The organism is Paenibacillus sp. FSL M7-1046 (assembly GCF_038007405.1).
Taxonomy (GTDB): Bacteria; Bacillota; Bacilli; order Paenibacillales; family Paenibacillaceae; genus Paenibacillus_AQ.
On the sequence record NZ_JBBOXB010000001.1, the window covers coordinates 3,425,764 to 3,441,731 of the forward strand.

At 49.9% G+C, this 15,968-nt stretch carries 14 protein-coding genes; 9 read left to right on the forward strand and 5 right to left on the reverse strand.

Annotated elements, in window-relative coordinates; genetic code table 11:
* Positions 1–58: 58 nt before the first annotated feature.
* The 5 genes from NYE29_RS15190 to NYE29_RS15210 all read left to right on the forward strand — a co-directional run bounded on the left by NYE29_RS15190 (position 59) and on the right by NYE29_RS15210 (position 6,918).
* Positions 59–943 carry a carbohydrate ABC transporter permease gene (locus tag NYE29_RS15190; RefSeq protein ID WP_038596336.1) on the forward strand — a complete coding sequence of 295 codons (885 nt, stop codon included), beginning with the start codon at positions 59–61 and terminating at the stop codon, positions 941–943.
* A gap of 12 nt (positions 944–955) precedes the next feature.
* A complete protein-coding gene (locus tag NYE29_RS15195; protein WP_340896601.1) occupies positions 956–1,783 on the forward strand; it encodes a carbohydrate ABC transporter permease in 828 nt (275 codons plus the stop codon).
* Between the two features lie 23 nt (positions 1,784–1,806).
* Positions 1,807–3,453 carry a bifunctional metallophosphatase/5'-nucleotidase gene (locus NYE29_RS15200; protein WP_340896602.1) on the forward strand — a complete coding sequence of 549 codons (1,647 nt, stop codon included), beginning with the start codon at positions 1,807–1,809 and terminating at the stop codon, positions 3,451–3,453.
* A gap of 370 nt (positions 3,454–3,823) precedes the next feature.
* The gene (locus NYE29_RS15205; protein ID WP_038596330.1) at positions 3,824–4,852 is read left to right on the forward strand and encodes an ABC transporter substrate-binding protein; all 1,029 of its coding nucleotides are present in this window, start codon (positions 3,824–3,826) and stop codon (positions 4,850–4,852) included.
* Positions 4,849–6,918 carry an iron ABC transporter permease gene (locus NYE29_RS15210; RefSeq protein ID WP_340896603.1) on the forward strand — a complete coding sequence of 690 codons (2,070 nt, stop codon included), beginning with the start codon at positions 4,849–4,851 and terminating at the stop codon, positions 6,916–6,918. The genes NYE29_RS15205 and NYE29_RS15210 overlap by 4 nt, the downstream gene beginning before the upstream one ends.
* Positions 6,919–6,984: 66 nt before the next feature.
* Here NYE29_RS15210 and NYE29_RS15215 read toward each other — a convergent pair whose 3' ends face one another.
* Positions 6,985–7,251 carry a hypothetical protein gene (locus NYE29_RS15215; RefSeq protein ID WP_340896605.1) on the reverse strand — a complete coding sequence of 89 codons (267 nt, stop codon included), beginning with the start codon at positions 7,249–7,251 and terminating at the stop codon, positions 6,985–6,987.
* 202 nt (positions 7,252–7,453) lie between these two features.
* Positions 7,454–8,890: a DHA2 family efflux MFS transporter permease subunit gene (locus NYE29_RS15220; RefSeq protein ID WP_340899725.1), complete on the reverse strand. Its 1,437-nt coding sequence runs from the start codon at positions 8,888–8,890 to the stop codon at positions 7,454–7,456.
* A gap of 293 nt (positions 8,891–9,183) precedes the next feature.
* On the opposite strand from NYE29_RS15220, the gene NYE29_RS15225 reads away from it, so the two are divergent.
* The 4 genes from NYE29_RS15225 (at position 9,184) to NYE29_RS15240 (ending at position 12,260) form a co-directional block, all read left to right on the forward strand.
* On the forward strand, positions 9,184–9,756 hold the full coding sequence (locus NYE29_RS15225; protein ID WP_340896607.1) for a TetR/AcrR family transcriptional regulator: 573 nt from the start codon (positions 9,184–9,186) through the stop codon (positions 9,754–9,756).
* Positions 9,757–9,842: 86 nt separating this feature from the next.
* Positions 9,843–10,532, forward strand: coding sequence for a TetR/AcrR family transcriptional regulator (locus NYE29_RS15230; RefSeq protein ID WP_052092306.1), 690 nt, complete (start codon positions 9,843–9,845; stop codon positions 10,530–10,532).
* 61 nt (positions 10,533–10,593) lie between these two features.
* Positions 10,594–11,514 carry an ABC transporter ATP-binding protein gene (locus NYE29_RS15235; protein WP_340896609.1) on the forward strand — a complete coding sequence of 307 codons (921 nt, stop codon included), beginning with the start codon at positions 10,594–10,596 and terminating at the stop codon, positions 11,512–11,514.
* Positions 11,511–12,260, forward strand: coding sequence for an ABC transporter permease (locus NYE29_RS15240; protein WP_340896610.1), 750 nt, complete (start codon positions 11,511–11,513; stop codon positions 12,258–12,260). Before NYE29_RS15235 ends, NYE29_RS15240 begins: the two co-directional genes overlap by 4 nt.
* 17 nt (positions 12,261–12,277) lie before the next feature.
* Here NYE29_RS15240 and NYE29_RS15245 read toward each other — a convergent pair whose 3' ends face one another.
* The 3 genes from NYE29_RS15245 to NYE29_RS15255 are packed head-to-tail and all read right to left on the reverse strand — an operon-like array spanning position 12,278 to position 15,854.
* Positions 12,278–13,675: an ATP-binding protein gene (locus NYE29_RS15245; RefSeq protein ID WP_340896611.1), complete on the reverse strand. Its 1,398-nt coding sequence runs from the start codon at positions 13,673–13,675 to the stop codon at positions 12,278–12,280.
* 2 nt (positions 13,676–13,677) lie between these two features.
* Complete coding sequence (locus NYE29_RS15250) at positions 13,678–14,364, reverse strand: response regulator transcription factor (protein WP_076113200.1); 687 nt, start codon at positions 14,362–14,364, stop codon at positions 13,678–13,680.
* A 20-nt stretch (positions 14,365–14,384) separates the two neighbouring features.
* The gene (locus NYE29_RS15255; RefSeq protein ID WP_340896613.1) at positions 14,385–15,854 is read right to left on the reverse strand and encodes a VCBS repeat-containing protein; all 1,470 of its coding nucleotides are present in this window, start codon (positions 15,852–15,854) and stop codon (positions 14,385–14,387) included.
* Positions 15,855–15,968 lie beyond the last annotated feature (114 nt).

Consider the following 15,968-nt stretch of genomic DNA (forward strand, 5'->3'; position numbering starts at 1 on the left):
AAGCGATGCAGTCAGTTGGACCGCATCGCTTTTCTGCAACTTGACAGGTGGGTAAGTGATGGAAAAAGCGCTCTCAAATAAAAAAATATTAGCTTTGTTTTTATTGCCCGGATTAATCGTGTTTCTGATCTTCTATTTTGTGCCTATTTTGATTACAGCCTATTACAGTCTCCAAGATTGGGACGGCATCAATCCCATGACCTTCATTGGACTAGACAACTATATTGAGATGTTTACGGTTGATAAAAGTTTTTGGCAGGCGGTATGGAACAGCTTCGCCTTTTTGCTTGTAGGTGTGTTTATCCAGTTGCCGATTTCGTTTGCCTTGGCGATGCTGGTCTCCCGAAAAATGAAGGGGCGTAAATGGTTCCGCAATATTTACTTTTTCCCTGTAGTGATGTCAACAACAATGGTGAGCCTGCTATGGGTCAAAATCTATGATCCGAACATCGGCATGCTGAACACGTTAATGGATGCCATGGGACTGGGCAGTTGGACACAAGCGTGGCTTGGGGACACTAAGACGGCACTACTGTCCGTACTAATCGTAACCACTTGGCATTACGTTGGTTACAATATGCTGATCCTGTTCGCCGGAATGCAAGGTATCCCGGAACAGTATTATGAAGCAGCGAAGCTGGACGGAGCGACAGGCTGGAAAGCGGTACGTTATATCACTTTTCCTTTATTATCCGATGTGTTACGGATCTGTATCGTCCTGAACGTTATATATGCACTGAAAACATTCGAAAGTGTGTATGTGATGACTAACGGAGGACCGCTTGATTCAACAACTGTGATTGCGCTAAAAATGTTCCAGGAAGCGTTCCTGAAGCAGAATTTCGGTTACGGCAGCGCGCTTGCTGTATTTATGGTGCTGGAATGTCTCATTATTGCCTGGGTGATTAACAAGTTGTTGACCCAGGAGAAAATTGAATATTAAGGAGGACAGGTCATGCTCAATAAAACGAGAAATACAGCCATTTACATACTGATGATCATCATCGCCGTCCTCCAGTTGTTCCCGCTCTACTGGCTTGTGGTAAGTGCGTTTAAGGATAACTCGGAGATTATTGGCGGAGCGGTCTGGGCGTTGCCCACCAAATGGCGTTTAGACAATTTTACAGAGGCTTGGGTAAGCGCTAAAGTCAGCCAATACTTTTTCAACAGTGTGACCGTCACGCTGGTTACACTCTTTTTTGTGCTTCTGTTTGCTTCAATGATGGCGTATGCTTTGACACGCATGAAATTCAAATATAACGGTGTGATTTTGTTCGTTCTATTGATGGGCGTCATGGTTCCAATTCACGCTACGCTAATCCCGCTCTTTATGATACTGAAGAATCTTGGCATTCTCAGTTCGAGATTATCGATTATTTTGCCGTATATTGCTGTGAATTTGCCTATTGGCGTATACATGCTGTCGGCTTTCCTGCGGACTATGCCGAAGGAACTGGAGGAAGCTGCATTTATGGACGGCTGTGGAGTCGTTAAATCCTTCTTCAAAGTTGTGCTGCCCCTGCTGAAGCCGCCACTCGCTTCGGTAGCGATCTTCGTGTTTTTAGCCGTATGGAATGAGCTCCTTATGGCTGCGACCTTTATTCAAAAGCAAGAGCTGCGGACTTTGCCGCTGGGCCTGATGAATTTCAGCGGTCAATACAGCATTAGCTGGGGACCGCTCGCAGCAGCCATGGTCATATCGACCCTTCCCATTCTACTGGCTTACGTGCTGTTCAGTGACCAGATGGAGAAGAGTTTTACCGCAGGTGCAATTCTGAAGTAAAGAGACGAGAGAAGGATGGAATTATGATTGAACGGGCGGACACCAGTAATATATTGAATATCGTAATTATTGCCACCTCGGATCTTCACGGAAATCTGTGGGGCTATCGTTACGAAGACGGTGTGGATACAACGAATGACGGGATGGCCAGAGTCGCCTCCTATGTCCGGGAGATCAGACAGAGTGGAGCCGAGGTCATTCTGATTGATAATGGTGATGTGTTCCAAGGGAATATGCTGACTGATGATGTCTTCAATAAGCGGCTGGATAGTGTACATCCGGTCTCTGTGGCGCTGAATGCAATGGGATATTCGGCCATGACCTTGGGCAATCATGAATTTAACTTTGGTCTTGCCCTGATTGAGAAATTCAGGCGGGAGCTGGAATTTCCAGTGCTTGCTGCGAATGCCTGTTATCACAATGGGGAACTGTTTGCAGAGCCTTATACGCTTGTTGAGGTACAAGGTATTAAGATTGCTGTTATCGGTCTGACTAACCCTAATGTCCCGCGCTGGGACGGCGGGAAGGTGGAGGCTCTGCGCTTTGGCCCCATGGCTGAAACGGCACAGAGGATTGCAGCCTCACTGAGGGCTGAAGGTAAGGCTGACATTATTATGATCAGCGCGCATGCCGGAATGGTGGCGGAATTCGATGAAGAAGGCGGTTCGGATGCCGCTGAACACATTGCCCGGCTGGTTCCTGAGGCTGATGTGCTGCTGGTCGGTCATATGCACATTACGGTAAAAGAACGTACCGGTGATACCGTCATTGGAGGACCGCGCGACCGGGGGCGGGAAGTGGTACGCTTCGATCTTACGGTCGAGCTTGGCGGTGAAGGACCCCGGGTTGTGAACCGGGAAGTCTCGATTGTTGATATGGCCGGCTGGGAGCCGGACCCGGATTTCCGGAGTCTGGTCTCAGAAGCACATGAAGAAACACTTCGCTTCATCGAGCAGGGAGGTGGAGTATCCTCAACAGAAATGGACGGTGGCGTTCTGGGCTATGCGACAGCCGACTTCCAGCCACAGGATGAAATCAGTGGCGTGCCAGCGGGAAGATTGCAGGATACAGCAGTCATTACATTGATTCAGAAGGCGATGCTTCAGGCCAGCGGTGCGGATGTTGCCGCCACGAGCCTTTTTTCGGACAAGGCGGATTTGAAGCAGGGCCCATTGACGTACGCTGATGTGTACCGCATTTATCCATTCGATAATTTGCTGTACATTGTCACTGTAACCGGTAAGGAGCTTAAGGCTTATATGGAAGCCTCAGCAACGCATTTCAAACAGTGGCAGCCAGGTGACTCTGCGATTAGTATCAACCCCGAGGTGCCGAGTTATCTCTATGATATGTTCGCTGGTATCGATTATCAGATCGACCTGTCGCAGCCCTCCGGTAGCCGGATCATAAATGTGATGTACAAAGGCAAACCGCTTGCTGATACCGAACAGCTGCAGCTTGCTGTCAACAATTATCGCTACAGCAGCTTATTGAAGGCGTCCAAATTGGTTAGCGCGACAAAACATTGGGAATCGGCATGTAGTATCCGTGATATGCTTGTAAGCTACATCCGGGATCGTAAGACGTTATCGCCGGAAGTTGATGACAACTGGTCCATTGTTGGGATCAACAGGCAGGGTGTTTCTGAAATTAGTGATAAGGCTAAATAATCAAGAATCCTTGATATACCAGGTTTCTTATCAGGGAGGACATAAGCAGTAAAAAGGCTCCAAACGTCAATACTGCTTGTCATCTACTCAATAATTCCGGCAAACTGCATGTTGTTTGCCGGAATTATTTGTGTCCCGGGCTATGCTCTCTGTGTTTTTGATCAGCGGCTGCTTGCTTGAGCAGATTAGGCGCAAGAGACAGCTACCCGACCTTAAGCGTCACTTTCTCCATAAATTTAAATTTTAACTTTGACATTCCGGGAATTCGCATATAAGATAGCTAATATGAATAGAAATGATAATCATTATCAATATAACGATAACGATTATCATAGAGAACTTATATCTGAATATCAGGGGGATTTACAAAATGCACAAAAGGTTGTTGAGTTTAGTTCTGGTTATTGCTGTCATACTGGTTGTGGCAGGTTGTGGATCCAACAATACGAAAAGTCCGGCAGCTAACGAAAGCGCAACTGGCAATGCAACTGCAACTGCAACGAATGCTGGCAGTGAAGCGGCGAGTGGCCCGATTGTACTGAAGGATGCTAAAGGTGAGGTTAAGCTGGACAAGCCTGCGCAAAAGGTCGTAGTGCTGGAGTGGACATTTACTGAAGATATTATTGCCCTCGGCATGCAGCCGGTAGGGAATGCCGATAACGAAAACTATAAGGTGTGGGTAACTGGCGAAGCGCCCCTGGATGCAGGCGTGACTGATGTCGGTACACGCGGTGAGCCGAATCTGGAGACAATTGCGGCGCTGAAGCCGGATTTGATTATTGCGAATACAGACAGCCATGAAGCCATCTATGAGCAATTGAAGGGTATTGCGCCAACGCTGATTTTCGGCCTGTATCCGCCTGAAGGCCAAGGCGATCAATACACGATGATGGAAGATATCTTCAAAACGATTGCAGCCGCTGTCGGCAAGACCGCGGAAGGTGATAAGGTCCTGGCAGATTTGGATGCGCATTATGCGGATGCCAAGACGAAGCTGGCCGCTGCAGGCAAGGAAGGCTTGAACTATGTACTGACGCAAGCCTACAGCTATCAGAATGCAGCGACGATGCGTCTCTTTACGGATAATTCTCTGGCGGTACAGACGCTGGACCGGATCGGCTTGAAGAACGACTGGAAACCCGAAGCTTTTGAGGCTTACGGATTCAGCACATCGACAGTTGAAGCATTGCCTGCGGTTCAGGATACCAATCTGATCTATATCGTCCAGAAGGATGATGATATTTTCTCGAACGAACTGAAGGATAATTCCGTCTGGAAAGGCCTTACCTTCGTGAAGGAGAAACGCACCTTTGGATTAGGCAGCGCAACTTGGGTGTTCGGCGGTCCGGTCTCCTCCAAGGTTATCGTGGATGAAGTTGTAAATAGTTTAACGAAATGAGTACTTTAATGAACGAGAATAGTAGCAAGGCATCCTCAATCGGAATGACCTGGCGGCTAATTGGAATATTTGGGGGCGGCCTTGCCGTCCTCTTCGTTCTATTCCTCCTGAGCCTCGGCTTCGGAGAGGCCAAAATTCCGGCAGCCACCCTATTGGATGGATTGCTGAACCGCCAGGATGTGATGGAGCATAATCTGCTCTGGGATATCCGGATGCCGCGTACGGTTATCGGGATTCTGGCCGGGGCTGCTTTAGCTGCGGCTGGCGCATTACTGCAAACCATAACGAAGAACCCGCTCGCATCCTCGGATACGCTGGGGATTAATGCCGGGGCTTACTTTATGGTTGTCCTAGGTGTGGTTGCTTTCCCGGCTATGCAGCAGCAGTTCCCGTTTTTGCTGGCTGCGGGAGGGGGACTTCTGGCGGCAATGGCCGCCTATTTCCTGGGCGGAGGCAAGGCGGCTACGCCTGTCCGGCTGGCCTTATCGGGTATGATCGTATCTATGGTATTGGGTGCGTTCACATCTGCCTTACATATCTTCAAACAGACGGAAACACAAAATTTATTCTTATGGGGCGCAGGTTCCCTGATTCAACTGGACTGGGATGGTGTCCGGTACGCTTGGCCTTTCGTCCTTGCGCTGATTGGGGCGGCAGTATTCGCCGGCCGGCAATTCGATGCGCTTGAGCTTGATGAGTCAACCGCCCGCTCGCTGGGACAGCGTGTGGGGTTAACCCGGGCAGTGGGCCTGGGCATATCGGTGCTCATGGCTGCGATCGTGGTCAGTGTGGTCGGACCGATAGGTTTCGTCGGTCTGGTCGCTCCGCATCTGGTCCGGCTTAGCGGTATCCGCAAGCATCGCCTGCTTATTCCCGCGAGTGCCTTGTGGGGAGCATTGCTTATTACGGCAGCGGATACGCTTGCGCGTGTGGTGCGGAGCAATGTAGGTGAGATACCGGTCGGTGCGGTTATGGCGATTATTGGAGCGCCATGGCTCATTTGGCTGGTGCTTACCAAGATGAAGAATATTTCCGGTTCAGGCTCCGGACAGTCATCCATGAGCGTTGGGGGAGCCGCGCTGCGTATGCGTTTTGTTCCTACGGCGATATTCATGACCGCACTGCTCCTCGTTGTCATCCTTGTGAGCTTATCGCTTGGGGGAACGAGAATTCCGCTGGCTGATTTGCTGGGCAGTCTTATCCCCGGGGGAGATCAATCGTTTTCTGTGCTGCTGAATCTGCGGCTTCCGCGTACTCTCGTTGCAGCTTGCGGCGGTATCGCGCTGGCCATCAGCGGTGTCTTAATTCAAAGCGCTGTCCGCAATCCGCTGGCCGACGCTTCGATTATCGGCGTGACCTCAGGCGCCGGGCTTGGTGCGATGATCGTACTGTTCGCATGGCCTGCATTGACGGTAGTTGTCTTACCTTTAGCCGCAATTGCGGGTGGGGTTGCCGCAGCAGCCTTTGTATTCTTTCTGGCCTGGCGCAAAGCCTTGAATCCGTCCGTGCTCATCCTGCTCGGAATCGCTGTATCGGCCGTCGGCTCTGCGGGCATACAGGTTATGATCGTTAAGGCAAGCCTGTGGAGCAGCAGTTCCTTTATTTGGCTGACGGGTTCGACCTATGGCCGGGGCTGGAATCAGTTTTACAGCCTGTTTATCTTTCTGATTGTCCTTGTGCCGATTGCATATTATCTGGGCCGGAAATTTGATTTGCTGGCGTTTGGCGACGAGAGTTCAACAGGTTTTGGCTTGCCGGTTCGGGGAACTCGGCTATGGGCCATGATTATCGGCGTTTTGCTTGCAGCGGGAGCCGTTGCCAGCGTAGGGACAATCGGATTTCTCGGGCTTATGGCGCCGCATGCAGTACGGATGATGATCGGGCATCACACGAGACGCTCCATTATTTTGTCGGGACTGCTGGGGGGATTAATGCTGGTCATTGCCGATACGATCGGAAGAACCATAATGGCCCCGATAGAAATACCGTCAGGCCTGATTATTATGATCATTGGAGCTCCATATTTCCTGTTTCTAATGTACCGTTCGCTTGTCAGCAAGAAGTAAAAGGGATGAAGAGAACTAGAATGACTTAAAACCGGTACCTTTTTAGGTATCGGTTTTTTTGTACGCTCAGTCGATTGTATAAATCACCCAGTCTCCCTGGTCGTTCTGACCAAGAGCGTACATCATTTTGACATCCTCAATCGTCTGAGTATTCGTATCCAAACGTTGTCCGGTAACGGTAATGTGTAAATTATCATTCATCGGATTTGGCTCAATGCTCTCGATCGCTGTAAACCGATACTGGAATTGTTCGCCGTAATAATACTTCATAGCGTCAACCAGCTTTTCATTCACAAAACCGGCATTATTATCCATGTTGTTATGCTCAACCAACGCTTGTATCCCACCTTTTTTGAATATGATAATAAGACGACATTGCTTATGGAAAGTTGCATTTAGCTTCATACAGACGTGTGGAATGTGCCGGAACAAGAATAAAGCCCTTCCGGCTTCCTATTGGGAAGCGAAAGGGCTGGAAAGTTTGCTTTCTCGTTATCTGGAACTTCGTTGTGGTGTGTACTGGTTATTCTGTAATCTAGACTTCTTCTGCAGTGATCGTTTTCAGTTTCTGTCCGGACTCTTTCTCGGAGGTTTGTCCCACTTGTTTGATGAAGAAGGAGAGCAGCAATCCGATAATGCCGATTCCTACAATAACGAGATAGGCGTCATTGATGCCCTGAATCGAAGCTTCCATTATCATGTGCTCCTGTGTTGCGCCCTTGGCGCCACCTGCGGCCATCATCTCCTGCATATGAGTCGTGGTACGGCTTGTCATCACCGTTACAAGCAGAGAAGTACCCACGGCACCGGCCACTTGTCTAACGGTATTGGAGATGGCTGTACCGTGCGCATTAAGCTTGGCTGGCAATTGATTCAACCCTAAGGTTTGTATAGGCATGAGGAGCAGAGCCATCCCGATCCGCCGGCCTGTTGACATAAGTACCAGATAACTGTAGCTGGTCGAATCTGTCAAGTTCACAAAGCTTAGCGTCGTCGCAATCGTGATCAGTAGACCGATGATGGCCAGCCATTTTGCGCCGAACCGGTCAAACAGCTTGCCGGTGACCGGCATGAGCAGTCCCATTATTAGCGCGCCGGGAAGCAGCAGCAGACCGGATTCCATGGCCGTATATCCGCGCGCATTCTGAAGATACAGAGGCAGCAGCATCATATCGGCGTACATCACGATCGTAACCGCGATACTTATGACAGTGGTTAAAGAGAACATATTGTATTTGAAGGCCCGGAGATCAAGAAGCGGGTTTTGGGAAGCCAGCTGCCGCCAAGTAAACAAGGCGAGAGAAAGGATACCTGCACCGAGAGACAAAAGCACCTCCGCGCTCGACCAGCCTGCGCTTGCAGCCCGGCTGAAGCCATACAGCAAAGTTCCGAAACCGATGGTGGAAAGGATGACGCTGATCATATCAATTTTGGGATAAGAACGTGTCGATACATTCCTCAAATAAATAAATCCGCAGATGATCACAATGACAGTAAGTGGGATCATCCCGTAAAACATCATTTCCCATGTGTAATGTTCCAAAATATATCCGGCCAGAGTTGGCCCTATCGCAGGTGCGAAAATAATCGCTAACCCGACCATACCCATGGCTGCTCCCCGCTTTTCACGAGGAAAGAGGGCTAATATGACATTGGTAAGCAGCGGCATAATAATCCCGGCGCCGGCTGCCTGAATCATGCGCCCGGTCAGCAGAAGGGGGAAGCTTGTAGCAAGGGCCGATACGATCGTTCCTGCCAGGAAAATAAACATGGAAGTCTGGAAAAGCTCGCGCGTAGTAAACCGTTGCATTAAATAAGCCGTAATCGGAATCAGCACTCCGTTAACGAGCATATAACCTGTTGTCAGCCACTGGGCCGTTGCCGCCGAGATGTTAAAATCAATCATTAATCCCGGCACGGCAACGCTCATCACTGTCTGGTTCAACGTCGCAAGAAAGGCACCCAAAATCATAATGAATAAGATGGGTCCCTTTTTTATGGAACTGCTCGTTGCTTCTATCTCTTTACTCACTCCACTTCATCCTTTCAAATCGTAGATCTTGGACTTAATATACAAGGTGTTGTATAGTTTACAATGTATAAATCAGATTATAAATGAAATTTACATGTAAGCAAGCAACGTTTTCTGAAAAAGTGTTTATTAGTTTACAATTAATTCGAATTTGTAGTTTTACTGTTTAAAAAGCTACAATTATATAGAAGATGTAGTTTACGATGTGAAAGCAGAAGAATGGAGCGAGAAGAATGAATAAAACAACGTCGCGAACAGATCCACGCATACTCCGCACGCGTCAATTGCTTAGAAATGCCGTGATTGAACTGTTAGAGGAAATGGATATCGAGAAAATTTCAGTAAACCGCATTGCAGAGCGGGCAAAAATCAATCGCGTTACGTTTTATCTGCATTACCAGGATCTCCCGGATATGCTGGAGAAGATGGCAGATGATATGGTCGAGGACATTCATCAGGTAATAAACAATCATTCGGAGTTGGCAGACAAGGAGGATTGGCCGCTGCTGGAGAATCTTCTCAAGCATATTGAGGAAAATGCAAGATTCTATAAAGTTATTCTTACGTCGAGACAAATTACGATCTTCACGGATCGTTTGTTCAAGCTGCTGTCGGAAATGATTGCTGAAAGACTGGAGCGAAAGCAAGGCGACCCGGAGGACTCATCAGCAAACATACAAAGAGAGATCGCCATTTGGTACGGTTCCGCAGCCTTGATTGGTACGATTGTCGCCTGGCTTCGAAAGGACATGCCCTATACACCGTCCTATCTGGCCAGACAAATAACGTTGCTCCGCTCACAATAACAGATCAATAGAATATAGGTGCTCTTGACTTCGGTAGTACATTTAAATATAATCTAACCAGTTAGTTATAAAAAGAGGTGAAAACCATGACGCCAGCAGAGAGCGGGAGCAAGGGCAACGGCAAGCGAAGCTCACGGACTTACGATGCAGCCCGAACCAAGGGGATGATTCTTGACGCAGCGGAGGAGACGTTTGCCGAGCTCGGTTATTCAGCAGCACGAATCGACGGGATTGCGAAGGCTTCGGGGTATAACAAAAGCCTGATCTATCAGTATTTCGGCGATAAGCTGGGACTTTACACTGAAGTAGTCAAACGTGCCGACCAGATTAGTGAACAGGTAACTGGGGCGGCAATCGCCGAGCTGTTGAAGAACCCAAGTCTCATGAGTGACCCTGTTGTATTCAAGAGTTTTCTGGAGAAGATTACCCGGCAAATGTATGAGTTTCTCCTGGAGTACCCGCGATATTTGAAAATCCTGTTCTGGGAGGCCGCTGAGGATTGGAAGACCTGGAATCAAATCACCTACCGCCCGGATGATATGACTCAGCTGCATGAGCTGGCCATAGCCGCGAAGCAGAATGGAATTCTCCGGCAGGATTTCGATCCGGCGATGTTTCCGATTCTGATTCTGAATGTGACGACAGCGACGCTTCAGTCCTTTTCACGCTATAAGGAAGTGATGGGCAAGCTGGACTCCCCGGAGATGAAGGAGCACACCATGGATCAGATTGCGAAGTTTGTCATTTATGGTGTCATGGAGCCATCTTTACTGTAGAAGATGGCTTTTATTTTCATCAAATATAACTAACTAGTTAGTTTATAAAGGAGGCGATAATGTGAATGCTATTATTCAGACTGAAGGCTTAACGAAACATTACGGAAGCCATCATGCTGTAGATGGAATATCACTGCATGTTGAGCAAGGGGAAATCTACGGATTTCTGGGACTGAATGGTGCGGGCAAAACGACGACGATACGCATGCTGCTGGGGATGATCCGGCCGGATTCCGGAGCTTCCTATTTGTTCGGACAACGTGTGGATGCCGGCAGTCACAAGCTGTGGGCGAACGTCGGATACATGGTGGAGACCCCGTATTCTTATCCTGAGCTAACGGTCCGGGAGAATCTGGAGATCATCCGCCGTCTGCGGGGCATACCGGAAGATGCCATAGATTCTGTAATGGACAAGCTGCAGCTAACCGCCTACCGGGACCGCAAGGCCGGTAAATTGTCACTCGGCAACGGGCAGCGGCTGGGCCTCGCCAAAGCAATGCTGCATAATCCAAAAGTGCTGATTCTGGATGAGCCGACGAACGGACTGGATCCCGCTGGAATTGTTGAGGTACGGCAGCTGCTTAACGAGCTTGCCCTGACTCACGGGGTGACAATATTTATCTCCAGCCATATCCTGGGCGAGGTCGCCAGACTGGCGACACGGATCGGTATTGTTCATCATGGCAAGCTGCTTCAGGAAACGGAGGTCAGGGAGCTGCAGCATGTTCTTCAGAAACATCTGCTTGTGCAGACCCGTAATCCTGAAGCTGCCCGGATAAAACTGGTTCAGCACGGCTATAAGGTGAAATTCTCCGAGGAAGGACTACGGCTCTCTGACGATCATGCGATAGCTAGTCCGGAGCAGATATCGAAGCTGCTGGTCCATGCAAATATGCCGCCCATTCAGTTGAGTGTAGAAGAAGAGGATCTGGAAGCTTATTTTCTTAGAAAAATTGAAACCGGAGGGGGAGCAACAGAATGAATCAATGGTTATCAGCCATAGGGGGAGAAATCTTGAAGCTTCGCCGGTCCAGGCTGCTTTGGATATCACTCGGCACCAGCATCCTGCTGCCGGTTATGCTGGGGCTTGTTTTTTCCGGATCGCTGGGTTCTCAGAACAACATAGAGAGTATATTGGATGTGCCGGGGTTCATGGATGAGCTTGGTTATGTGGTTTCGATCGGAGGATTGATCGGATTCGGTTTTATATACAGTTGGATATTCGGCCGGGAATACTCCGACCGTACGGTTAAGGATTTACTGGCATTGCCGCTTTCCCGTTACAGTGTGGCAGCCGCTAAATTAATGGTTGCCACAGTTTGGTGTGAGGTCCTGGCACTCCTTATGTTTGCGGTTGGAGGCCTTACCGCCTGGTTTGTCCAGTTGGATGGCTGGAGCCTTGAGATCATCGCGCAAAGCTTCAGGGAATATGTATTGCTCTGTCTTATGGTTATCTGCCTATGCATCCCGGTAGCCTGGATGGCCAGCGTTGGACGCGGGTATATGTCTGCGTTTGGGTTCATTGTGCTTACCATCGTGATTTCCCAGCTTGGCGGAGGCATTGGAATTACGGAATATATTCCATGGGCCATCCCCGGGCTCCTCAGCGGCGCTTCGGGGGAGGGAAATGCCCATTTGCAGGCTCTGAGTCTCAGCCTTCCGTATCTGACCGGTGGTATTGGCTTGATCGGCACACTCTCCTGGTGGCGTTATGCTGATCAAGCATAATTGATAAAAGGGGCACCTCACTCCACCGGGTAGCGCGGCAGCTCCACGATGACTGAGGTTCCCTTGGTGAATTCGCTCTCGATGCGCAGGCGGCCGCCATGCAGCTCGATAATTTCTTTGCAGATGGCAAGGCCCAGTCCGCTTCCGGACTGGCGTGATCTGCCTTTGAAGAATTTGGTCCCGAGCTTCGTGAGGTCGTCAGCTTCGATGCCTTCCCCGTTATCCGCGACTGTGATGATAATTAGGGTTTCATTATAGTCCGCCGTGAGGCGGACCTCCCCCTGGGCGGGAGTGAATTTGAAAGCATTGTCCAGCAGATTTACAAAAACCTGCTTTAACCGGTTGAAATCCCCATCCACGGGCAGCGGCTGATCGGGAATATCGGCATAGAGCCGGATTTGTTTGGTCTGGCCCCGGTACCTGAACTGCAGCAGCAGATCCTCAAGCAGACCCCTGAGGTCATAAGGCTGGAGCGAGACTTTTATCTCCCCAGCCTGGAATTTGGAGAAATCCAGCAAATCCTCGACCAGACCGATCAGACGATCCGTTTCCCCGGTCATTACCTCAAGACCCTGCAGGGTCTCTTTTTTATCAGACAAATCACCCACAAGCAGCGTTTCACCCCAGCCTTTGATCGAGGTAAGGGGAGTGCGCAGCTCATGCGTGACGGAAGAGATGAAATCATATTTGATTTTTTCGCTTTTGACCATTTCCTCTGACATGTAATTCAGTGTGACCGCCAAGGTGCCGACCTCATCGTCATACCGTTTTTCCGCCCTTACGTCAAAGTTTCCGGTAGCCATCTCTTTGGCGACAGAGGTTAATTGCTGAATAGGTCCAACGATCCGTTTAGCAATAATCAGGCTGAGTACAAAGCCAAAAAGAATGACGAGCAGCCCGACCCAGGCGGCATTCAGGACAATGTTGATAATAACGTCGTAGAGGGGCTCTGCTGAAACAGAGTAGCGCAGTACCCCAATGTTCTCCCCGGATTCCCTCAAAGGAATGGAAACGGCCATTATCCGTTCACCGTTGAGAGGGGTAATACTCTGATAGGTCCCCTTGCCGCTGATCAAAGCATCTTTGACGTCAGGGGTCTCAATATGCTCCGAGCTTGCGAAGCCGAATGAATTGATAATGACATCACCTGCCGGACTGAGCACTTCAACCTTGCTGCTCTCTTCAGTCGAAAGGTTCTCCAGAATGTACCGGGCCCGTTCATTGATCGAGTAGCCCTCCAGATACTTGTTGAAAAAGGTGGCGGAGGTAACGGCCCGGGAAGACAGGGTCTCCATCGCGCTGCCCAGGTAGTAGTAATGGACTGCTACAATAAATACCCCCTCCAGCAGCAGGACGATCAGGAGCAGAACAATGGTGATATAGACGATAAGCCTAGACCTGATTCCCTTCAGCAATGTTAGACCCTCCATAGATAGCCGAATCCCCAGACCGTTTCGAGGTATTGTGGTCCGGAAGGGCCCTGCCCGATTTTTTGGCGGATTCGGCTGATATTCACATCTACAATCTTAAGCTCTCCCATAAAATATTGCCCCCATACGGAGGTAAGAATATCGTCACGGTTCATAGCTTTGTTAGGCTGCTCCATAAGCAGTTTGACGATGGAGAATTCCGTGGGCGTCAGGGGAATCTCGAGCTTGTCTTTCAGTAATTTGCGTTCATCCAGCATCAGTGTAAATGGAGGAAGCTCAATATGGTTCTCTTGTGCGGACGCTTCTCCCGGATACATCCGCCGGTAAAGCGACCGGACCCGGGCAACCAGCTCAACCGGACTGAAGGGCTTAACCACATAGTCGTCTGCACCGGCTTCCAGCCCCATCACCTTATCGACTTCCTGGCTTTTGGCAGTCAGCATAATAATGCCAAGCCGGGGGAACATGCCCCGAAGGCGTTCACACACCTCGAAGCCGCTGACACCGGGAAGCATCAGGTCCAGAATAGCAATATCAAAATCCTTCTGATCCCGGGCGGCAGCCAGAGCCTCTTCGCCTGTGGAGGCCTCGACAACCTCGAAGCCCGCACGCTTAAGATTGACAAGCAGAAAATCGCGTATGGGCTTCTCATCTTCCAGTACCAGCACTTTCATGGGTGCCCTCCTTGTTCTACCTATTGCTGGGGCTTCTGGGGCGTGCCGGCCAGCTGCTGCACTTCGTCAAGCGTCAGCTTTAGCTGTTCATACTCCTGAAGGGAGGAGCCGGTCAGCTTGCCGGCTGCATCAGCGGATGGAAGAACAGCAACAAGCACGGTCGGCGCTGTACTATCCTCCGTATTTTGCAGCTCATACAGCAGTTTATAGGTTGTGTTCTTCGCCAGCAGTGCCGCTTCGGCAGTCTGCCAATCCTTTTTGGAGATCTGGCGCAGCTCCAGAAGCGGGGCCTGCTCAGCAGACGCTGCATTGGTGTAGCTAAACTGGATATGCTCCCAAGCCGTAGGGGATTCCTCCGGGGCCACAAGCTTGTATTTACCGGTCCAGGATTGCGGAATGTGGAAATTGTAGCCCCATCTGTCGAAATGCTCCTCCACAAACTTCAGTCCCGATTGCCCGTCCCACTGATAATATTTGGTGATGAAGGGAGTGGCCAGCGGGGCAAAGCTCTCTGTACCCGCAGGAGGGACAAGGAATCCGATCTCGACAATGCCATCACCGTTAATATCTGAGCTATACAGCGGGTAATCCTTGATCGCCATATTGTTCTCACCCAGCAAACCGTTTGCTTCCGAAACAAGTGGCCCCAGCACAATATCCCTGCTGTCTGCCAATTCGTCACGCTGATAATCCTCTGTTGCAAGTATATCAATAAATTTGCCATTTTCCCAAGTCAGCAGAGAAGTGTAGGAGGAATGTGCACCAACCGCCGCATCAATGAACAGGGCGTTTTTGGATGGCGCCGCTTTTGTAAACAAGGCTTGAAACACATACCCGTCGATGGTCTGGTCAGACAGGGTATGCAGCTTGCCGTCATGAAGCCGGATAACCTGCAGGTGGGACTGCGGCTGGGTGTCCGTGGTGAACGTCCCTTGGATCAGGGCGATATCTGTCTGACCCTCATTGGTCAGATTGCCGACAACCAGCTGGTCATAAGGCTGCTTGAGCTTTTCGGTCAGCTCACCCCCACTCAGACTGTAGACGGACAGTTCCTTGCTCAAGCCTTCGCCGCCGCTGAACCCGAGCAGCATATCCGCTGCTCCGTCTGCGGTAACATCTATAAACTGTACGTAATCCAGCTCACTGCCGACTCCCGTAATCGTAGTCAGCTTTTTCCAGTCGGCGCCGGGTTTGGACAATACGAGGGTATTGATTTCATAATCCGTTTTGTCCGTTTTATAGAAGGCCAGAATTTCATCCTGACCATCCTTGTCGAGATCCTGCAATTGAATGGCACTGCCGGATTCGGAATTGATGGGCACCGTCAGGTGGGCATTCGCCGGAAGAAAAGACTTCACAATACTTGTAATGGTGCCATCGGCACTGCCCTGCGAAGGGGCCCGGAGTAAATCACTGGGAGTCTTGGGTGCACCGCAGCCTGCAGCAATAATCGATAATAAGAGAAGGGCGCTTAGGCCTGATTTGTTCATAAGATATAATCTCCTTTAGTTCATCTGTGGCTAGTATATCCCAACCCTTCGGCAAAGTAGTTTCAAAATGGTAAAGGCTAAACGGGAGTCTGTTTGGATAGTGCCTTGTATATA

Coding starts and splice junctions, on each gene's coding strand:
- NYE29_RS15210 (WP_340896603.1), top strand. CDS start 4,849: ATGAGTACTTTAATGAACGAGAATAGTAGCAAGGCATCCTCAATCGGA.
- NYE29_RS15205 (WP_038596330.1), top strand. CDS start 3,824: ATGCACAAAAGGTTGTTGAGTTTAGTTCTGGTTATTGCTGTCATACTG.
- NYE29_RS15195 (WP_340896601.1), top strand. CDS start 956: ATGCTCAATAAAACGAGAAATACAGCCATTTACATACTGATGATCATC.
- NYE29_RS15200 (WP_340896602.1), top strand. CDS start 1,807: ATGATTGAACGGGCGGACACCAGTAATATATTGAATATCGTAATTATT.
- NYE29_RS15230 (WP_052092306.1), top strand. CDS start 9,843: ATGACGCCAGCAGAGAGCGGGAGCAAGGGCAACGGCAAGCGAAGCTCA.
- NYE29_RS15240 (WP_340896610.1), top strand. CDS start 11,511: ATGAATCAATGGTTATCAGCCATAGGGGGAGAAATCTTGAAGCTTCGC.
- NYE29_RS15220 (WP_340899725.1), bottom strand. CDS start 8,890: ATGATTTTGGGTGCCTTTCTTGCGACGTTGAACCAGACAGTGATGAGC.
- NYE29_RS15225 (WP_340896607.1), top strand. CDS start 9,184: ATGAATAAAACAACGTCGCGAACAGATCCACGCATACTCCGCACGCGT.
- NYE29_RS15190 (WP_038596336.1), top strand. CDS start 59: ATGGAAAAAGCGCTCTCAAATAAAAAAATATTAGCTTTGTTTTTATTG.
- NYE29_RS15250 (WP_076113200.1), bottom strand. CDS start 14,364: ATGAAAGTGCTGGTACTGGAAGATGAGAAGCCCATACGCGATTTTCTG.
- NYE29_RS15255 (WP_340896613.1), bottom strand. CDS start 15,854: ATGAACAAATCAGGCCTAAGCGCCCTTCTCTTATTATCGATTATTGCT.